This window comes from Clostridium sp. AF15-41, assembly GCF_003604095.1.
GTDB lineage: Bacteria > Bacillota > Clostridia > Lachnospirales > Lachnospiraceae > Coprococcus.
In genome coordinates this window covers 159,161-179,466 of the sequence record NZ_QTMQ01000004.1, presented here as the reverse complement: position 1 = coordinate 179,466, position 20,306 = coordinate 159,161, and the positions used below count along the sequence as shown (strand labels likewise).

Here is a 20,306-nt window from a genome sequence, read left to right as displayed (position 1 = left end):
GTATAGCGTGTTTGCTGTTTGAATGGTATAATTTTTATCAGTGTAAAACATATATTACCGAGAATTTACAGACTGGAATAGTGGAAGAAAACTGCCGGTTGGAAAGGCTGTATTATAGATGAAAAAAATTGAATTTTTACTGTTCTTCGGGGTACTTTTTGGTACATTGCTTACCGGCTGCTCATCTGAGAAGGAGTCAGCAGGAGCTATGAACAATGGAACGACAGAAGCGGCGCATGTCACGGAAGATGTGACCACAGAAGAACAGGAAGTAACGACAGAGAAGACGGAATTTGGAAAACAGAGATTAGAAGCAGTACCGGACAGACCTGCTTCCGATAAAACACAGACCGAGACTGTATCTGAAGAAGAATCAGATGAGGCAGAGCTGGATGGAGAAGGTGAAACTTCGGTATCAAAGAAAAGTGATGACTGGAAGACTGCATATGTTGATTATCTGGAACATGTGTCAGATACAGAGGGACAGCAAGGGTATACGCTGATTTACCTGGACAATGATGATATACCGGAGCTGGTAGAAGTAGGAAAGTCGGAGGCATCCGGTGTCCGTATTGTAAACTATTCAAATGGCTCCGTTCATGTAAACGGATTGAACCGTTTGTACTTTACTTACATAGAAGGAAAGAATCTCCTTTGCAATTCGGATGGGCTGATGGATTCCTATTATGACTATATTTACAGTATTGTTGATGGAGAGTTGACCTTGGTTGCACAGGGGCATTATGGAGCGAAGGATGGAACCGGGCTGAGATTTGATAAGAATGGGATGCCGATTTACACATATGACTGGAACGGAGAAGATGTCAGCGAAGATGAGTATAATGCTGACTTTGCACAAGTCTATGACAGTTCGGCAGCAACAGAAGGCTATGATACGGATAAGCTGGAGTCGATCAAAGAGGTTATAGATGATATAGAGACAAAGTAAGATAAATGGGGAGAATAAGATGAATAATATACGAGTGCTTTTTATCGTAGCGGCACTTCCGGCATTATTGTTGCTTGGATTTATATATTACAGGGATCGCAAAGAGAAACCGCCGGTTAAGTTGATGATTCTACTTTTGGCGACCGGTGCAGCAACTACTGTTCCGGCAGCTATCGTAGAGTTTATAGGTCAGGCATTTGTCATGGGTGATTCAGATGATTTGGGACTTCGCCTGCTTATCTTCTGTTTCTTTGTTATAGCTATAGCCGAGGAATTAGGTAAATATCTGGTTACGATATGTATCACATGGAAAAGTAAGGAGATGCAGCATAGCTATGATGGCGTGATTTATGCCGTATGCTCTTCATTGGGATTTGCAATTCTGGAAAATGTGTTATATGTATATCAGGGTGGACTACTGACCGGAATTATGAGGGCGTTTACAGCGATTCCTCTTCATTGTACGGTCGGTGTTGTGATGGGAGCATTATATGCAAAGGCGAGAGAAGAAGCATATGCCGGTGACAGAGGCGGAATGATCGGTTACATGGCATGGGCGTATCTTGTGCCGGTATGTATTCATGGGGCATATGATTACGCGATCATGGCGGCTTCTTATGGTTTAATTGCAGAAGGATGGATTTATGTCATTCTGATAGGGGCATATATTATATCTGTTGTGTTGATTCTGGTATGTTCCAATCATGATCACAGAATTGACGGCAGACCTGAGACAGCTGATTATGGATTCTATCGAACCGAATACCGCAGGCCGGGCAGAAGCTATTATTATCAGACTCAGCAGGCAAATCCGATGGGCTATCCGCAGAATCAGGGCTATCCGCAGAATCAGGGTTATCCGGGAAATACCGCATACCCGCAGAATCAGGGTTATCTGGGAAATACCGCATACCCGCAGAATCAGGGTTATACCGGAAATAATGCATATGTGTCGAATCAGTATTATACGGGTAATACATTGAATCCACAGAATAACGGATATGCAGGAAATACCTCATATCCACAAAACCAGAGTTATATGGGTAATGCGATGAATCCACAGAATCAGGGTTATACCGGAAATAATGCATATGTGTCGAATCAGTATTATACGGGTAATACAGTGAACCCAAAGAATACCGGATATATCGGAAACACATCATATCCGCAAAATGCCGGAGTAAATCCATATCGTAGATCAGACACAGCAACAGATCAGACACCAAATTCAACAACACCATACAGTGTGAATTCATATAATGGACAGGAAGATAACTATAATATGAGATAGACCGAATATGCCGAACGTTTTAACGGAAATCGCATAAGCTATAATGAGCACAAAAATTATTTGCTCGTGAGAAATTAAATCGCTTGCTTATCAGGGGGTGAAAGCATGAGATTTCACAATATACCCGTTCGCGATATCATGCAGGAGGCAGTTCGTTATGGCGGGGTGATCGTGGATGTTCGAACAGAAGAAGAATTCCTGAGAGGGCATATACCGATGGCTGTTAATGTGCCATTATCCGAGATTCAGTGTGGCAATTATAATCTTCCAAAACATAAAGTATTACTCACATATTGTCAGTACGGAGGCAGCAGCGCACTGGCGGCAAGAATACTGACACAGGCAGGTTACAGAGTGATCAATACAGTTGGTGGAATTGTACAATATAAGGGTGCATTGACTAAAAACCGCTGACAGAGGTGAGGCAAACCATTATGGCAAACAGGAAAACGTGGTTTGAATATGAGAATAACAGAATAAATAGATCCCGGACATGACGGAGTATATTAAGAAAAGTACATGTCCGGGATTTTTTATTTAATTTACTTGTGGTGGCAGGGGTAAGTATGTATAATATGGTCAGGGAAATTTGGTGGATAGCATAAGATATCCCTGGGTATTTATTTCAGAAAAGAAAGGATATAGGGTAAATGAGAAAAAAATTTTTAGCAACAATCGTTGCGGTAGGGCTTGTCGCAGTAGCAACATTTGCAGGGGCAAATGGGCTGACAGAGACACAGGCGGCATGTGAACATTCACAGGTGAAGGATGGAACCTGTGTGGATTGTAATGATCCGGTAGAATGCATTGAGGTAGAGGATGCAAGCGGAACAGCAAAGGGAACCTATTCTAAACTGGAAGATGCAGCGTCGGCTGCCAGAAACGGTGATATACTGAAGCTTCTATATAATTGTGAGAGTACATCAGCATATATTGATGCGGGAAATAAGAATCTTACGATTGATCTGAATAAAAAGAAATTAAAGGCTGTTCATTTCGAGATTATGGGTTCTCTTGTGATAGAAAATGGAGAATATAGTGGCTATATCAAGAATGCAGCGACAGGGAATGAACATACATTAACATTTGAAAATGTGAGAGCAGATCTTACGCAGCTTGGATGGTATGCAAAAGGTGGCCTTAAACTGGTAAACAGTAATATAGAACAGCAACATGATGGTGCAACATTTACAGAATGGTGGCTTGAAAAGCTGCAGATGGATCAGACATCTGTTTATAAGATTACAAATTCGCCAAGCGGACTAAGCAATTATGGGTTGCTTTCATTAGATGAAGCTGTGGGCGGTATTGAGGAATTTCTTCCGGCCGGATACACATTGGATGGACAGCCGAATTCCTATAATACGATATTAGATGAAACAGGCACAAAGGCGAGAAGTGTAGAGCTTCGTTACCGCAGACTGACAGATGCGAAAGTATCCGTATCCATCGATCCGACTTCGTATGTATATGATGGAACAGCAAAGGAACCAACAGTGACTGTGACATATGACGGCAAGAAGCTGATAGCAGGAACGGATTATACCTGTATATTTTCAGATAATATCAATGTCGGAACAGCAAGTGTTAAGATAACAGCAAAGAGCAAGACCTATCACGGAGAGATCGTAAAGAATTATACGATCGAGAAAGCACCACAGGCAGCACCGACAGGGCTGACAGCAGTTAATGAAAGTGCAACAGGAAAGAAAGACGGATCTGTTGCGAATGCCGCAGCGACAATGGAATATTCTACAGACCAGACTACATGGACGGCTGTAACAGGAACAGTTGTAAATGGTCTTGCAGCAGGCGATTATTTTGTAAGATATAAAGAGTCCGCAAACTATTATGCATCACCGTCCGCAAAGGTAACAGTCGGTCTGGCAGCTTCTAATACAACAGAAGCATCTACAACAGAGAGTGCTACTACAGAAAGTGTTACAACGGAGAATACTACAACAGAAACAGCTTCCAGTGAAGATACCACGACAGAAGATGCGACGGATGAGGAAGAAACGGAAGATGTGGATACCGAGGATGAGACAACAGAGGTTCTTCATGAGGATGAGACAGAAGCAACCGGTGATAAAGGCAAAAATGATCAGAAGAAAACCGGTGTAAAAACCGGTGATGCATTTGCAATGAAGGCAGCAGTTGCAGGTATGCTCATTTCGTTTGGAATGGCATGCGTGGTTATTATAAGAAAGCGCAGAAAATAAGAAAGAAAATTAACAGACAGAAAATAATAGTGCTGGATTTGGACAGAAATGTCTGAATCTGGCACTTGTGATTGAAAGGAAGCATATGAGCAGAATCGAATTGATCGCTCCATGTCATTTTGGATTGGAGTCAGTATTGAAAAAAGAAATCCTGGATCTTGGATATGAGATCGTTCAGGTAGAAGACGGAAGAATAACATTTGCAGGAGAAGAAGATGCGGTTGCAAGAGCAAATATGTTTATTCGTACAGCTGAACGTATCATGATCAAGTGCGGAAGCTTTAAGGCTGTAACATTTGATGAATTATTTGAAGGAACCAAGAGTATTCCATGGGAGCGGTATCTGACCCGTGATGCAAAATTCTGGGTATCCAAGGCTACATCAAATAAGAGCGCACTGTTCAGCCCATCTGATATCCAGTCCATCGTGAAGAAAGCTATGGTAGAACGTTTGAAACAGACCTACCATGTATCATGGTTCACGGAAGATGGAGCAGAATATCCGGTTCGTGTATTTATATTTAAGGATATTGTTACGATAGGACTTGATACATCAGGAATATCCCTTCATAAGCGTGGCTATAGGAAACTGGTTGGCAAAGCACCGATATCGGAAACTCTGGCGTCGGCACTGATCATGCTTACACCATGGAATAAGGATCGTGTACTGGTTGACCCATTCTGTGGAAGCGGAACATTTCCGATCGAGGCAGCTATGATCGGAGCAAGGATTGCACCGGGAATTGACAGAGACTTTCTGGCTTCTGAGTGGGCGAAGGTCGGCGACAAGAAGATGTGGTACAATGCAATCGATGAAGCAAATGATATGATCGACCATGATGTGAAGATGAATATTCAGGGATATGATCTGGATAATGAGATGGTGAAGTGTGCGATGGAGAATGCCAGAGCAGCAGGAGTGGATGAACATATCCATTTTCAGCAGAGAGATGTAAAGGATCTCAGGCATCCGAAAAAATATGGATTTATCATCACGAATCCGCCATATGGCGAGCGCCTCGAGGATCGGGAGGACCTTCCTGAATTATATAAGACGATCGGGGAAAGCTTCAGACGACTGGATGACTGGTCGATGTTCCTGATCACGTCATACAGTGAGGCGGAGAAATATATAGGAAGAAAGGCGGATAAGAATCGTAAGATCTACAATGGTATGATCAAATCATATTTCTATCAGTTCATGGGACCGAAGCCGCCAAAGAGAAAGTGAGACAGAGTTGAAAAAGTATTTGATCGTGGCAGCGGTTGTTATTCTGGTGGTATTTCTGTATCTGGGTTTTCTGAGACATCCGGATATAAGCATTGAGAAGACGGAAGAAGCGGGTGCTGCCGCAGAAACTATGTTGAAAGAGATTGTGACGAATGCAAATGGAAAGGGCATTATATTATATATAAATGACAGCAGGATCACAGAAACGGAATATCAGCCGTATTTCAGTGACCATTTGCAGCTGATGCTTCCTATCGCGACATTTACCGATAAACTGGATTGCCTTGTGAATGCATATGAAAATGGGACGATCACATTTTCCAAGGGAGACAGTCTGGTAAAGGTCTATGGTGATTCGGATGTGGTAAATATCAATGGAAATGCAATACAGGCAATCGACAAGCCGGAGAAAAAGGATGATATCATCTATGTGCCGGTGAATGAGATCTGCGAGGCATTAAACTACAGTTGTAATATCAATCTGGAGACAAATGCCGTGGTGTTAAAAAAGATTGCCGAGGAAGAAAAGCTTCCGGTAGCATATGATATGAGAGAGCATGATCGTGTTTCTCCTGTCAGAGATCAGGGTATTTATGGAACCTGTTGGGCATTTGCATCACTTGCGGCACTGGAAAGTACGATCCGTCCGGCGGAAAATCCGGTATTTTCTGTTGACCATATGGCACTGAATAACAGCTTTAATGTCAGCCCGTTTGACGGTGGCGAATATTATATGAGTATAGCCTATCTTGCGGCATGGCAGGGACCGGTGCTTGAGGAAGACGATCCGTATGGTGATAACCAGACGGTAAATGGATTGTCGGCGGTAAAGCATCTGGAAGAAGCCATCATCCTGAAGGACAAGAATTACGAGGCGATCAAATCATCCGTATACAAATATGGCGGTGTGGAAACGGTTATTTACTGTGATATGAAGAATGCAACGAGTAGTTCTTATTACTATAACAGAAACCGCAGTTCCTATTATTATGATGGAGATCAGACGCCGAATCATGACGTGGTGATCGTTGGCTGGGATGACAACTATCCGAAGGAATATTTTAATACAGAACCGGCGGGAGACGGCGCATTTATCTGCAAGAATAGCTGGGGGCAGGATTTTGGTGACGAGGGATTCTTTTATATCTCTTATTATGATACCAATATCGGTATGAATAGCGTAGTATATACGAAGCTTGGAAATAGTGACAACTACGACAAGATCTATCAGTCAGATCTGATGGGCGAGGTCGGCACGATGGGATTTGACGACAAGCCGGAGGCCTATTTTGCAAATGTCTATACGGCTGGAAAGAACGAGACATTGAAGGCGGTTTCTTTCTATGCGACAGGTCCGAAAACGACATATGATGTGTATGTTGTGACGGATTTTACCGATGCATCCGACTTGCAGCAGCGGACAAAGGTGGCATCCGGTGAAATGCAGTACGAGGGTTATTATACGATCAATCTAAATGAGGCAGTACCGCTTCCGGATGACCGGAAATTTGCGGTAGTTGTGCATGTGAACACACAGGATTCCACGATGCCGATCGCAATCGAATATAATAATGATGAGAAAACGGCGAACTTCGATATCACGGATGGCGAGGGCTATATCAGTCTGTATGGCACGAAGTGGTCGAGTGCGGAGCAGGAGAATGACTGTAATGTCTGTTTGAAAGCCTTCACGGATGTGGGGGATTGAGAAAGTGCTGCCATATCGGGCGTGGCATGGCAAATGATACTGTTATGCAGCAAGCCTGTCCACGCTGTGTAACTTCGAACTAACCTCGGTCAAACCTCGCTAAGGTCTCAGTTACTCATGTCGGTCCTTAGTGAGCGGCTATATGCAGCGAACTTAGTACCGCTACATGAGGATAGAGCGAAAGCGTCTTGCGGAATAATATGTATCTTTGCCATGCCACACTCGATATGGCAGGGGGAGTACAGAAAGAAAAGGAGAAGACAAGATGAAGAAATTGATTTTTGCTACGGGTAATGAGAATAAGATGAAAGAGATCCGCATGATCCTTGCGGATTGTGGATATGAGATCCTGTCGATGAAGGAAGCCGGGATTCAGGCTGACATCGTAGAAGATGGAAAAACATTTGAAGAAAATGCCATCATCAAGGCAGAGGCGATCCGTAAGATGACAAATTGTCTGGTGCTTGCGGACGATTCCGGTCTGGAGGTAGACTATCTCGATAAAGCACCTGGAATCTACTCTGCAAGATTTATGGGAGAAGACACCTCATACCGGATCAAGAATAAAGCGATCATTGACAAGCTTGCCGGTGTTCCGGATGAGAAGCGTACTGCAAGATTCGTATGTGCGATCGCAGCTGCATTCCCGGATGGAAAGACTATTACCAGACGTGGCACGATCGAAGGAATCATTGGATATGAAGAACGCGGCGAGAATGGATTTGGATATGATCCTATTTTCTTCCTGCCGGAGTATGGTAAGTCCACAGCAGAGCTGTCACCGGAAGAAAAGAATACGATCAGCCATAGAGGAAACGCACTTCGTTTGATAAAGGAAGTTATAAATGAGAATACTGATAATTAGTGATACACATGGAAGAACCAATACGATCCGGGATGTCTTAGATACGGTGGGTGACATCGATATGTTTATCCATCTGGGGGATGTCTGCGGAGATGAAGAATATATTTATGATAACGTAACCTGTCCGATACACATGGTTGCCGGGAATAACGACTGGACTTCTGATCTTCCGATGCAGGAGGAATTCATGATCGGCCGGTATAAGGTATTTATCACGCACGGACACCGGTACAGTGTCCATTATGGAACGGACCGCTTACAGGAGTTGATCAAATATGATGGTTACGATATTGTGATGTATGGACACACGCATGTCCAGAATCTGGAACGATATGGCGGAGCTTATATCGTAAATCCGGGCAGTCTGGCATATCCGCGTGATGGCATGAATGGCAAATACATGCTGCTGGAATTTGACCAGCATGGAACACCATTTTTTGCGGAAAATGAACTGAAACCGAAACGCCGGACTCGCAGCATATTTGAAGATATGTGGGGCGACCGGGAGGAGTAGAGATTATTAGAGACAAGAAAGAGGTCGGCTGTGAAGAAACGAGAGATTATAGAAGGTGTTATAAAAGACTATGATTTCCCAAATAAGGGAAGCTTTGAACTGGATGGCAAAAAAGTGATCGTGAAGGGAGCACTGCCCGGACAAAAGGTGTCCTGTATGGTATCCAAGGTGCGGAAGGATAAGGCAGAGGCACGTCTGTTGGATGTGCTGGAACGCTCCGAGATCGAAGATGCAGTACCACCATGTCCACAGTTTGGCATTTGCGGCGGCTGTGCATACCAGACCATGAGCTATGAGCATCAGTTGGAGTTAAAGGCAGGACAGGTGAAGAAGCTGTTAGACGGTGTGATCGATTCAGAGACACATCCATATGATTGGGAGGGCATCATCGGCTCGCCAGTTACAACTGCATACCGGAATAAGATGGAGTATTCATTTGGCGACGAATATAAGGATGGTCCGCTGGTACTAGGACTTCATAAGAAGAACAGCATGTACGACATCGTTCCTGTCTGCAACTGCGTGATCGTAAGCGAAGATTATAACAGGATCGTTTCTTATACGATGGAATTCGCAAGGGCACATGGACTGTCCTATCATAAGAAAATGCAGCATGTAGGACTGCTTCGTCATCTGGTGCTTCGCCAGTCCAAGACAAATGGCGGACTTCTGGTAAATCTTGTAACCAGCACGGACGGATTAGAGAATCTGGATCTGAATGCATATGTAGAAGGGCTTCTGGCACTTCCACTTGACGGAACGATCGTTGGTATTCTCCATACGGCAAATGATTCTCTGGCGGATGCTGTTGTGCCGGAGAAGGTAACGCTGTTATACGGAAGAGATTATATCGAGGAAGAGGTTCTGGGGCTGCATTTCCAGATCTCACCATTCTCATTTTTCCAGACAAATACAAAGAGCGCGGAACGACTGTACAGCAAAGCCCGTGAATATGCCGGAGATACCAAGGACAAGCTGATCTTCGACTTATACAGCGGAACCGGAACGATCGCCCAGATGTTATCACCGGTTGCCTCCAAGGTTATCGGTGTAGAGATCGTGGAAGAAGCAGTCGAAGCTGCAAGAGAAAATGCAAAGAGCAACGGACTTGAGAACTGCGAATTCATCGCAGGCGATGTCTTAAAGGTCATCGACACCATCGAGGAAAAACCGGATCTCATCATCCTCGATCCACCGAGAGATGGCATTAATCCAAAAGCTCTCCTTAAGATCATCAACTATGGTGTAGATGAGATTGTCTATATCAGCTGCAAGCCAACCTCCCTCGCAAGAGATCTTGTGACCTTGCAGGAGCATGGATATTATGTGAAAAAGGCATGTGCAGTGGATCAGTTTGTGAATACCGGGCATGTGGAAACGGTAGTACTGCTTTCCCACAAAAAGCCAGACGGACATATCAACGTAAAAGTTGAGTTTGGTGAGGGTGAGGGAAAAGTTCCGCTTGATAATATCGCTAAAAGAGCCGAAGAATACAAGCCCAAGGAACGAGTGACCTACAAAATGATAAAGGAGTACATAGAAGCAAAATACGGCTTCAAGGTACATACCGCATATATCGCAGAGGTAAAGAGAGATTTAGGCTTGCCAATGTATGATGCTCCTAATGCGGTAGAAGAATTGAAACAGTCGAGGAAGCATCCGACACCAGAAAAGGTAGAAGCAATCAAAGATGCTTTGAAATATTTTGGGGTTATTTAATAGGTAGCCTGTTTATAGAATATCACATGGATTAGTAAAGCAAATAAATGATGGAAAGGGTGAGGATTATGGGTGGAAAAGAAGCATCACGGGGATTTTTATACCAGGGGTTTGCTTCAGTATTAGAGGCCTTAACTGATAAAGGTAACTGGGATAAGATATATGTCGAATTTCCAACATCAAATGATAAGGTTGATATAGCATTAGAGCAGCAAAATCAAATTGTTAAATGCATACAAGTAAAATCGACGATAAATACTTTTACCAAATCAGACGTCAAAATATGGCTAGATGACCTTATAAAGGATATAGAAAGTCCTGAATATGAATTATTTTTAATTGGGCAATGTGATAAGTCCGCCAACACATTTATAAAGTCAATCGAAAAGTATTATGGGAAAGTGCTTGATAAAGAAGCAAAATCGTCGCTAAATGGGTTTGATACAGATTTGCTTGATAATAAGAGAATACGGTTTTTTATTTTGCCGTTTGAAATAGAAGTTTTAGAAAAAATTGTAAGAGATTCGTTGCATCAGTATATTTCAGATAGCAATCAAATGATGACGTTTGACCAAATTAGGTTTATTGCTTCAGCGACTGTAAATGATCAGATGATTTCTTCAACACATGGTAAAGGTATTGATAGAAAAGACTTTGATGAAGAAATGGAAAAACGCATTTTTCTTGTTGCCGATAAATATTCCCCTAAAAGAATATCTATTGGTGTGAAAAGCTTTACCCGTGGAGCAGAAAACTTGGAAAAAGACACAGAGAGTTGTTTATCATTCATTAATAAGTTTGATGGTCGCAATATAAAGGGTGAATACGATTGGAACAAAGATATTTATAGAAATTTGGAGGAATTTTTGCTTACAAATACAAGCAACAAGTATGCATATCAAATATTTTTAGATACACATGCGTCTATAGCCTTTGCAGCAGGAAGAATTCTTGATAGTAAATCAGGTATCAACGTATTTCCGATACAAAAATCGTCGACCAATGGCACTGTATTATGGGATGTGAAACTGTCATCTAAAAGGAACTATACTAATTGGGATATTTCCCACGAAAAGTTTAATGAGAATCAATATGATTCTGCATTAGTATTAAATGTCACTCGTAACATTTACAATGACGTGGTAAAATTCATAAAAGAAAACAATCTATCAATTGGATGTATCATTAATTGTACGCCAAGCGATGTTGGTGCTACAAATTTTTCGATAGAAGATGGAACACATGCAACTGCTTTAGCTAATTCAGTTTATAACGCTATTGGCAGAAGAAGCACTGTGGAACGGCGTGCAACACTACATATTTTTGCTGCTGCTCCAAATGCATTTATGTTTTTCTTAGGTCAAAATTCAGTTGGATTTGGCAAATGTATTCTATATGAATATGATTTTGAGCAAAGGAATTCTTGTACATATTCACAATCAATAAGTTTTACTAATTAAGGGAGGATTATTTATGTCTATTGTACCGTCATATTTTAAAGATTTTCTATCTAATATTCGTTTGTCTGACAATCAAGTGAAGGATTTGAAAACAGGGCATACGACATTAAGAAGGAGATTAGAGGAAGATGAAACATTATCAAAGATTATTATTAGTACTTTCTTACAGGGAAGTTACCGACGTTCCACAGCAGTAAAACCCAAAAACGGCAATAAATCAGATGTCGATGTAATTGTTGTAACGAAATTAGACTCTGAAGAGTTTACACCAGAGGAGGCTTTGGATTTATTTGTTCCATTTTTAGAAAAACATTATAAAGACAAATATAGAATTCAAGGCAGGTCAATTGGTATAAGTTTAAGTTATGTTGATTTGGATATCGTACCTACTTCTGCACCTGGTGAAAGCGAAACAGGAGTACTTCAAGATGAGGCGATTATTTCGGAATATACAATTGAAGATTTCCAACAAAAGTTACTTACAAAATCGTTCAATAATGACTTACTTAAAAGTGCATATAACATATTCTATAAATCAGATAACGAACCTCAATGGAAATCCGAACCGTTGCTAATTCCTGACCGTGAAGCGGAAAAATGGGATAAAACACATCCACTTGAGCAAATTCGATGGACGGTTGAAAAAAACAAGAATTGCAATACCCACTATATAAATGTTGTTAAGGCATTAAAGTGGTGGCGCAAAACACAATATCCAGATATGAAACATCCCAAGAGTTATCCGTTGGAACATTTTATTGGTGATTGTTGTCCAGATGATATTAAAAGTGTTGCCGAAGGTGTTGTATTAACTCTTGAAAATATCGTTTCCCAATACACTAATAAACCTTTTTTAGCTGATAGAGGCGTTCCTGAACATGATGTTTTTGCACGAATTACAGATGAAGAATATTCTGATTTCTACGATACGGTTTGTGATGCTGCTAAAATAGCTCGTGAAGCTTTTGATTGTGAAGAATTATATGATAGTGTTTGCAAATGGAGAGAGCTATTTGGTAATGAATTTCCACCAGCTCCAAAGCCATCAAAATCTAATTCTTCAACGGGATTTACAACCCGTACTGAAAAATCGGCAGCCATTCCAGAAGGAAGATTTGCATAGATGGAGTCAAAACAAATCCTTGATAAATTAAATCAGGCTCGAAGGGCTTTAGATTCATTATCTCAAGTTGAGATAATGGATGAGTGGCAATTTGATAATGAATTAAATGTTTGGTATTTACACTTAAGTATTGTGATTGAATGTGAAACACCATATTTCCCTCAGAAATCTCAATGGTTTTTCGTTGTTGGATCCGAATACCCAAAGGGAAAAATTAAAGTATATCCAGACGTCGAAAACAGTATAACGGTTACATTGTATCATCAAGCTAACAATTCCAAAATTGAAAGAAACGGATTGTGGAGAAAAGGAGCATTATGCCTTGAGGTGAATACAATACCTAATTATCAATCGGAACCATATAGTGTAGATGAACGCTTGTTGTATCATGCAAAACGAGCAATTTGTTGGCTAGAGCTAGCGGCAAAAGGAAAATTAGTTACAGAAAGCGAGCCATTTGAGCTGCCCGAATTTTCTATGAGTAATATTTTAGAAATGCAGTTTGCTTTCTCGGAAGATGTGGTTACCTTCATGCAATGGGAGAGTGTCGAATGTCGGTATGGAATAGCAGAATTAGATGTGTATAAAAGTAAACCATTTGTATACTATGTTAAGGTGTTTAAATCGCTAAGTAACAACATCCAGCATTGTACAGAATGGGGAAAATATCTTTCAAAAACAACTATATCACCTCCAATTATTGCCCCGTGGATACTTATGAATCAGATCCCAGTTGTTAATGAGTGGCAAGCACCAGAAACATTTGGCGAATTGTTAGTTGCCTGTGAAAAACAACATATTAATATAATGTGTATCCTTCAAAATATTGTCTCAAAAATTCGGGACGGAAAACGGCATTTGCTTTTAATTGGTTTCCCTGTTCCCCGAATTTTTGGTGGAGACCCCGAGATAATTTCTTGGAAAGCTCTGTATTTACCGACTGTATCATATGGCAAAAGGACAGCAAAAGGATTCAGAAATAATCAACAGGGATGGTGGATGCGTGATAGATGTGAGGTATTCACTAAAAATGTAAAATTGGATTGGATTGTTTCAGAAAATTGGAACCAACACGAAATATCTCAACGAGGTAAAATGAGCGACCTGTTACTAAGAAAAAGAATATTGCTCATTGGAGCAGGTTGCATTGGAGCATCAATCGCAGAAATATTTGTAAGAGCAGGAGTATATAATATTACTATTGCAGATTCAGATATATTTGAAGTCGGGAACTTATCCCGCCATATCTTAAATCTAAATAATATTGGTGAATTTAAAGAATTATCGGTATGTAATTATCTTAACTCCCTAAATCCACACGCAAATGTTAAAGTTATAAATGATACTCTTTCAAATGATGACTCTTTTAAAACAAATATTGATTTGGATAGATATGATGTTATTGTTGATTGTACTGGGGAAAATAATGTACTTGATATTCTTCAAAGAACTAATTTTAAGAGAACCCATATTATAGCTTCAGTCTCTGTTGGATTGGGTGCAAAACGATTATATGTTACACTGATGAATGGTAACACTTTTAATTTTAATGCTTTTTATGATTTGATTTCCCCGTACCTACAGGCAGAAAAAGTCTTATATGATGATTACGACTTGCCAAGGAATGGAATTGGTTGCTGGCATCCGACTTTTCCTGGAAGAAGTGATGATATTTGGATTGCTGCTGCAACTTCCGTGAAGGTAATTGAAAATTACATTATATCAAAATCTCAAAAGACGCTTTCACTCATTTACGAGCAAAAAGAGAGCGATGGGATATTTGAAAGCTATGAGGTGGTGGAGAAAAGAGAGAATGGATAATTTGCTTTTTCAAGATAAGAATCAATCATATAGTGTAAAGTTCGACACAAAGGCTTATGAACAAATGCTTTATTATTGTGCTATTTCTAATCCTTATGAAACAGGGGGCATTTTAATTGGAAATTATTCTTCCGACCAAGCAATAGCCAACATTTTGCAAATAACACCACCACCCAAAAATTCTAGACATTCAAAGTGTACTTTTTATAGGGGTATAGATGGATTGAAAAGAATTTTAGACTTGGCATGGGACCAAGGCCAGTATTATTTAGGAGAGTGGCACTATCATCCAAATGCATCGTCGGCACCAAGTAATATTGATAAAAATCAAATGATAGTTTTATCTCAAGACCAAAAACTAAAATGTCCAGAACCTATATTAATTATTGTTGGAGGTTATCAAGACAGTTGGAATATAAATGCTCGGTTATTTGTTAATAAGCAAGAAATTATTCTCAATAAGCGGTAGCACTAGCCTCTTGATAAGACGCAGATTTTTGTGTCAAATTATAAGCTGTACTTGTCGAGTGAGGAAGAATTATTACGAGGGTTGAAACAGGAGTATCAATCGTTAGAAGCGGAAAAGATGGAAGAAGATAATGATACTGAAGTAATGGAAAAAAGTAATTGTGCCATAGGCTGTTGCACAATTAGTATGGTGCAAAATTAGTACCATCCATGATTTTGTGGGAAAAGGCTGCACGAACGGTATTAGTACTGTAAAAATATTGTCCAGATATCCATAGTTTTGTGGGGATATAATTTGAATTTGTACGCATGTGGAGACAGTCTGCTTGCTGTCGAAGAAACCTTGATTTTATGCGGGTTAGAGGAAACATATCTATAAAATTTTGATAAAAAATATGTGCATGAAGTTAGAAAATAGAATAGGGTGTTAAAAATAAATACCTTTTGGCGAGGTTAGTTGACTGTTCGCTGAAAGGTATTTTTTATTAGAAGGAGTGCGCGGGGAGGTAGTGGGTTGTACGCCGAAATTTATGTAGAATTTTGTTGATATTCGGCGCTTTAACGCTTATAATATTAGTATGGTAAAATAGTTACTTTTGTATGATTCGATGGAGTGAATAGTATGGAGTATATGACAATCAAAGAAGCAGCAGAAAAATGGAATCTTTCAGTGAGGAGAGTGCAGACAATTTGTAACGAGGGAATGGTGCCGGGAGTAATGAAATTTGGGCATTCTTGGGCGATACCGAAAGATGCTGAGAAACCGGTGGATAAGAGAATTAAGTCTGGGAAATACATTAAAGAGAAGTAATTAAAATAAGAAGGTTTGTAAAGGACAGATAATATATTGAGTAAGTTTGGAAAATATAGAAAGATAGCAATGATGGAGTAAGGTATGAGCAAAGAAATTGAAGTATATAATACATATTTTGGAGAATGTATTGTTTTAAAAGAAAAGAAAGACAATAGTAATTTATTGGTAGATTTTGGAATTCATTATTTTTCGGATGTTTCAATTGTATATGGAAATAGGAGTGATTTAACACGTGAAATTGCGGATGATATATGTGTACGTTATTCGAAGAAAAATATAAGTTTATTGATTACTCACTTTCATGAGGACCATATAAGTGGATTAATACATATGTATAATAGTGGTCAATGCAAGTATAAAGATATTTTTAAAAATATTTATATTGCAAATATCTGGAATAATCCGTTTGCAGTGGCTTCTAATATACTCGAAGAATTACTGCTTGAAATAGAGATGAGAATGAGTGGATTACCCAGGACTTCTGCTAATTTATTTGATTTATTGCTTTTTTTGTCTCAAAGTATTTCAAAGATTACGTTGTTGAGTAGGGGGGAGACATTTGAAAATGAAAAGTATATTACATTATGGCCAGTGGATGAAGTTCATGAAAATCATGTTTCTGAGATAATAAATGGTTTACACTTACCGGTGGATTTTGAAGGCAAATTAATAGCGCTTTCTGAAATTGTTTGTATCTTTGTTACGAGAGAACTTATGGGTAATCAAAGAGTTTTTGAATATCATGATGAAGGTAATGATAAGATTTATACTGGTGAGGTTAATATCGAACAAAGAATAGAAGATATGAGAGTTGTGTATAGAAGTTTATTGGAAGATATTATCGATAATACGATGGAAAATGAACAAAATATAAGTGGCCAAATAAGAAAATTAAATAAACTTAATCATGAATATAATGTCGTATTTCAAAACAAAGTTAGCGGAGATGAAAATGTATTATTTACTGGGGATATAGAGGTATCGCATATGCAAAAAGTCGAATCTGCATTAGATATAAAATTACATAAGCAATTTAAATATATAAAGATTCCACATCACGGTACTAAGCAGCACTATTTTGATTATTCAAAATATAATCCACAAAATATCATAATATCTAATGGAAAAGTGAATACAAAAAATTCTACTTCGTATAAAATATGTGTAGATTACGGGACATTAACTGCAACCTATTTGTGTACGAATTCAAATAATTGTTGTAATTGTACAAATACATGTACAACGGCTAAGAGTGGATGTGCAAAAAAACGCACGTTAGTCTATGACAAATTGTATAAAACTATTTAAATTTTATGTGAAAACTTGTATAAGAAATTAATTCTAATAATGTGTAGAAAGGAAGGTTAGTGTCGTGTTACCGGAAGAAAAAGCTCGTGTAAAAATTGATAAGCAATTAAGAAATGCCGGCTGGGATATAGTGGCTCGAAATGAATATCTGCCGAATAGCACATCTGCTGTTAAGGAAGCTTTGATGGGAGGAAACACAGAAAGTGATTACCTGCTCTTTATTGATGGAAAAGCTATTGCAGTTGTTGAGGCAAAAAGAGAAGAGAATCCTCTTGGTGATGAAGTCAAGAAGCAGGCAGAGGACTATGCTGTTTCTCCACAGGACTGGTATGGCTTATGGTTTGAGGAACTTATTCCGTTAGTGTATATGGCTAATGGAAATAAGATATATTTCAAAAATATGTTGGTTGAAAACAGTGATTATGAAGAACTGTCACAGATGCATTCTCCTAAGAAGATGCTTCAGATTATTGGAAAGAAGTCCGAGTATGGTGCTCTTCCGTTAATCGAGAAGCGTGGCCTTCGCGATTGTCAATATAGAGCAGAAGTAAAGTTTGAAGAATCATTAAAAATGGGAAACAAGAAAAATCTGGCAGTACTTGCAACCGGCTCTGGTAAAACTTATCTTGCATGTTTGGCAGCTTATAGATTGCTTAACTATACGCCTACAAAGAGAATTTTATTCCTTGTAGATAGAAATAACCTTGCAAGGCAAACAGAGTCTGAATTTAGCGTGTTTGATCGTACAGAAGGCCAGCAGAAGATGGGAAACCTTTATACAATCAACAGACTTAAGAAGGAAGAAGATATCAAGGGTGATATTGTAATTTCTACAATTCAGAAATTATTCTGCGTATTAACTGGTCAGGAAATATGTGATAGTGACGAAGATGCTGAGGATGAAAAGGCTAAAGCAGATGAAGAAAAGGATAGTAAGACAGTAGTTGACCTGGGGAATGATTTGAAGCTTCCACCAGACTATTTCCAGTTAATTATTGTGGATGAATGTCATAGATCCATTTATGGCAAGTGGAAAAAGGTATTGGATTATTTCTCTGAGGCAACGGTGCTTGGTCTTACAGCTACACCTACGCCAGAAGCATATGCATATTTTAACAAGAATGTTATTGAAGAATATACCTATGATGATTCTGTTGTAGATGGAGTTAATGTTCCACCTCGTATATATCGAATTATTACTGATGTTACAGCTCATGGTGGTACGATCGAAAAAGGAGCTAAGATTACAGAAACATCTAAAAGAACTGGAAAATCTGAAACAATAGATGCCGGATCTTCTGTTGAATATGGTGCGTCAGAACTTGATAGATCAGTTGTAAATAAAAAGCAGATAAAGGAAGTGCTGATGGCATATAAGAAAGCTCTTTATGAGGATTTGTATCCAAGTCGTGAGCGGAAATGGGAATATATACCTAAGACATTGATCTTTGCAAAGGATGATAATCATGCAACTGAAATCGTAGATATTGCAAAAGACGTATTTAAGTCTGAATTTGAAAATGATGCGATACCGGAAAAATTTGTACAAAAGATTACATACTCGGCCGGAGATTCTAATGCTCTTATCAGAGATTTAAGAACTGAGAAAGATTTTAGAATTGCAGTGACGGTAACTCTCGTGGCAACTGGAACTGATGTCAAGCCTTTGGAAGTAGTTCTCTTTATGAAGGATGTTCATTCAGATGTACTTTATACTCAGATGAAAGGTAGAGGTTGTCGTGTTATCAGTGATGACAAGCTAAAGGAAGTCACACCTAATGCTGACACAAAGGAATGTTACTACATCGTGGATGCGGTTGGTGTAACTGAGTCAGAGAAGCATATTCCAAAGCCTGGTCCTGATGGATCTGGTAAAAAGAATCTATCATTGGAACATCTTCTTGAGAGGTTAGCGCACAACGAGGTAAGTGATGAAAACCTTATGCTTCTTAGGGATTACTGCTCAACCATCAATAGAAGGTATGAGGAAAGTGTGCTATTTGGAAGACACCTTGATTACTTCATTACTAACTTTGGTTTTGCACCAAGAAAGCTTGCAAATGATATTAATACAGCATTTGCACAGGGAACATTAGTAGAATACATTAGTCCATCTCATGACAATTCAATGAGAATGGGACTGATATATTGTTTGATTGGAAATCTTCAGGCAAGAAATAAACTGCTTGAAATGCAGAGAGGTTATCTTGTAGAAACCGGAGACGATGACAAGGTATTATATGCAGGATTCTCAAAGGAATCTGCAAAGACGTATATTAAGAATTTCGAGAAATATCTGGAAGACCATAAGGATGATATAGAGTCACTTCGAATTATCTATAATTCTGAGGATAAGGTTATCACACATGAAATGCTTATGGAATTAAGAGATAGATTGCTCTCTGAAAGTCGTCAGTATGGCGTATATCAGATTTGGAAAAATTATAAACTTCTTGATGAACAGGGAGATGTTGAAGCGCTAGATGGAAAGGCAAATGTAAATGCATTAACGAATCTGATTCAAATCGTTAGATATGCTTATAAGAAGAGCCAGAAACTTACAAGCTTAATCAATGGATATGCGAGTAGATTTAGTTTGTATTGTGGTCAAAATCAGCGAATACTTTCAGAAGAACAGAAGGATATTATGCAGCAGATTACAGAATATATTATTAATGATGGCGCAATTACAGTTATGGAATTAAATGAAACAGATACTGAACTTTGGAAGAAGGCAGTAAAAAGCTTCGGTGGTAAAACACTTGCAAGTGAAATTCAAACATTATCAAAATTTATATTAAAGGTGGCATAGC

16 protein-coding genes are annotated in these 20,306 nt (G+C 39.3%); all 16 read left to right on the top strand.

The window, feature by feature from the left end; genetic code table 11:
* Positions 1-118: 118 nt before the first annotated feature.
* The 16 genes from DWW43_RS04660 to DWW43_RS04585 all read left to right on the top strand — a co-directional run bounded on the left by DWW43_RS04660 (position 119) and on the right by DWW43_RS04585 (position 20,305).
* Entirely contained in the window at positions 119-949 is an 831-nt protein-coding gene (locus DWW43_RS04660; RefSeq protein ID WP_008402074.1) for a hypothetical protein, read from the top strand.
* A gap of 19 nt (positions 950-968) precedes the next feature.
* Positions 969-2,240, top strand: a complete 1,272-nt coding sequence (locus DWW43_RS04655) for a PrsW family glutamic-type intramembrane protease (protein ID WP_119962865.1) — start codon at positions 969-971, stop codon at positions 2,238-2,240.
* A 105-nt stretch (positions 2,241-2,345) separates the two neighbouring features.
* On the top strand, positions 2,346-2,654 hold the full coding sequence (locus DWW43_RS04650) for a rhodanese-like domain-containing protein (RefSeq protein WP_008402076.1): 309 nt from the start codon (positions 2,346-2,348) through the stop codon (positions 2,652-2,654).
* A gap of 236 nt (positions 2,655-2,890) precedes the next feature.
* Positions 2,891-4,462 (top strand): hypothetical protein, encoded by a 1,572-nt coding sequence (locus DWW43_RS04645; RefSeq protein WP_119962864.1) that lies wholly within the window; start codon positions 2,891-2,893, stop codon positions 4,460-4,462.
* Between the two features lie 85 nt (positions 4,463-4,547).
* Positions 4,548-5,693, top strand: a complete 1,146-nt coding sequence (locus DWW43_RS04640; RefSeq protein ID WP_008402079.1) for a class I SAM-dependent RNA methyltransferase — start codon at positions 4,548-4,550, stop codon at positions 5,691-5,693.
* A gap of 7 nt (positions 5,694-5,700) precedes the next feature.
* Positions 5,701-7,401, top strand: a complete 1,701-nt coding sequence (locus DWW43_RS04635) for a lectin like domain-containing protein (RefSeq protein ID WP_243104394.1) — start codon at positions 5,701-5,703, stop codon at positions 7,399-7,401.
* A 265-nt stretch (positions 7,402-7,666) separates the two neighbouring features.
* Complete coding sequence (locus DWW43_RS04630) at positions 7,667-8,266, top strand: XTP/dITP diphosphatase (protein ID WP_117785740.1); 600 nt, start codon at positions 7,667-7,669, stop codon at positions 8,264-8,266.
* The gene (locus tag DWW43_RS04625; protein ID WP_021943665.1) at positions 8,247-8,780 is read left to right on the top strand and encodes a metallophosphoesterase; all 534 of its coding nucleotides are present in this window, start codon (positions 8,247-8,249) and stop codon (positions 8,778-8,780) included. The genes DWW43_RS04630 and DWW43_RS04625 overlap by 20 nt, the downstream gene beginning before the upstream one ends.
* A 30-nt stretch (positions 8,781-8,810) precedes the next feature.
* Complete coding sequence (gene rlmD, locus DWW43_RS04620; RefSeq protein ID WP_119962863.1) at positions 8,811-10,499, top strand: 23S rRNA (uracil(1939)-C(5))-methyltransferase RlmD; 1,689 nt, start codon at positions 8,811-8,813, stop codon at positions 10,497-10,499.
* Between the two features lie 68 nt (positions 10,500-10,567).
* Entirely contained in the window at positions 10,568-11,959 is a 1,392-nt protein-coding gene (locus tag DWW43_RS04615) for an SAVED domain-containing protein (protein WP_119962889.1), read from the top strand.
* A gap of 13 nt (positions 11,960-11,972) precedes the next feature.
* Complete coding sequence (locus tag DWW43_RS04610; RefSeq protein WP_119962862.1) at positions 11,973-13,082, top strand: nucleotidyltransferase; 1,110 nt, start codon at positions 11,973-11,975, stop codon at positions 13,080-13,082.
* The gene (locus tag DWW43_RS04605) at positions 13,083-14,903 is read left to right on the top strand and encodes a ThiF family adenylyltransferase (protein WP_119962861.1); all 1,821 of its coding nucleotides are present in this window, start codon (positions 13,083-13,085) and stop codon (positions 14,901-14,903) included.
* Positions 14,896-15,372 (top strand): Mov34/MPN/PAD-1 family protein, encoded by a 477-nt coding sequence (locus DWW43_RS04600; protein WP_207665995.1) that lies wholly within the window; start codon positions 14,896-14,898, stop codon positions 15,370-15,372. The genes DWW43_RS04605 and DWW43_RS04600 overlap by 8 nt, the downstream gene beginning before the upstream one ends.
* A gap of 621 nt (positions 15,373-15,993) precedes the next feature.
* The gene (locus DWW43_RS04595; RefSeq protein ID WP_117785749.1) at positions 15,994-16,182 is read left to right on the top strand and encodes a helix-turn-helix domain-containing protein; all 189 of its coding nucleotides are present in this window, start codon (positions 15,994-15,996) and stop codon (positions 16,180-16,182) included.
* 84 nt (positions 16,183-16,266) lie between these two features.
* Positions 16,267-17,493 (top strand): hypothetical protein, encoded by a 1,227-nt coding sequence (locus DWW43_RS04590; protein WP_119962860.1) that lies wholly within the window; start codon positions 16,267-16,269, stop codon positions 17,491-17,493.
* A gap of 64 nt (positions 17,494-17,557) precedes the next feature.
* Positions 17,558-20,305 carry a type I restriction endonuclease subunit R gene (locus DWW43_RS04585; RefSeq protein WP_119962859.1) on the top strand — a complete coding sequence of 916 codons (2,748 nt, stop codon included), beginning with the start codon at positions 17,558-17,560 and terminating at the stop codon, positions 20,303-20,305.
* Position 20,306 lies beyond the last annotated feature (1 nt).

Excerpts from the sequence above, each read along its gene's own strand:
- DWW43_RS04625 (WP_021943665.1), top strand. The coding sequence starts at position 8,247 with ATGAGAATACTGATAATTAGTGATACACATGGAAGAACCAATACGATC.
- DWW43_RS04595 (WP_117785749.1), top strand. The coding sequence starts at position 15,994 with ATGGAGTATATGACAATCAAAGAAGCAGCAGAAAAATGGAATCTTTCA.
- DWW43_RS04605 (WP_119962861.1), top strand. The coding sequence starts at position 13,083 with ATGGAGTCAAAACAAATCCTTGATAAATTAAATCAGGCTCGAAGGGCT.
- DWW43_RS04645 (WP_119962864.1), top strand. The coding sequence starts at position 2,891 with ATGAGAAAAAAATTTTTAGCAACAATCGTTGCGGTAGGGCTTGTCGCA.
- DWW43_RS04660 (WP_008402074.1), top strand. The coding sequence starts at position 119 with ATGAAAAAAATTGAATTTTTACTGTTCTTCGGGGTACTTTTTGGTACA.
- DWW43_RS04655 (WP_119962865.1), top strand. The coding sequence starts at position 969 with ATGAATAATATACGAGTGCTTTTTATCGTAGCGGCACTTCCGGCATTA.
- DWW43_RS04630 (WP_117785740.1), top strand. The coding sequence starts at position 7,667 with ATGAAGAAATTGATTTTTGCTACGGGTAATGAGAATAAGATGAAAGAG.
- DWW43_RS04590 (WP_119962860.1), top strand. The coding sequence starts at position 16,267 with ATGAGCAAAGAAATTGAAGTATATAATACATATTTTGGAGAATGTATT.
- DWW43_RS04600 (WP_207665995.1), top strand. The coding sequence starts at position 14,896 with ATGGATAATTTGCTTTTTCAAGATAAGAATCAATCATATAGTGTAAAG.
- DWW43_RS04610 (WP_119962862.1), top strand. The coding sequence starts at position 11,973 with ATGTCTATTGTACCGTCATATTTTAAAGATTTTCTATCTAATATTCGT.
- DWW43_RS04640 (WP_008402079.1), top strand. The coding sequence starts at position 4,548 with ATGAGCAGAATCGAATTGATCGCTCCATGTCATTTTGGATTGGAGTCA.
- DWW43_RS04615 (WP_119962889.1), top strand. The coding sequence starts at position 10,568 with ATGGGTGGAAAAGAAGCATCACGGGGATTTTTATACCAGGGGTTTGCT.
- DWW43_RS04650 (WP_008402076.1), top strand. The coding sequence starts at position 2,346 with ATGAGATTTCACAATATACCCGTTCGCGATATCATGCAGGAGGCAGTT.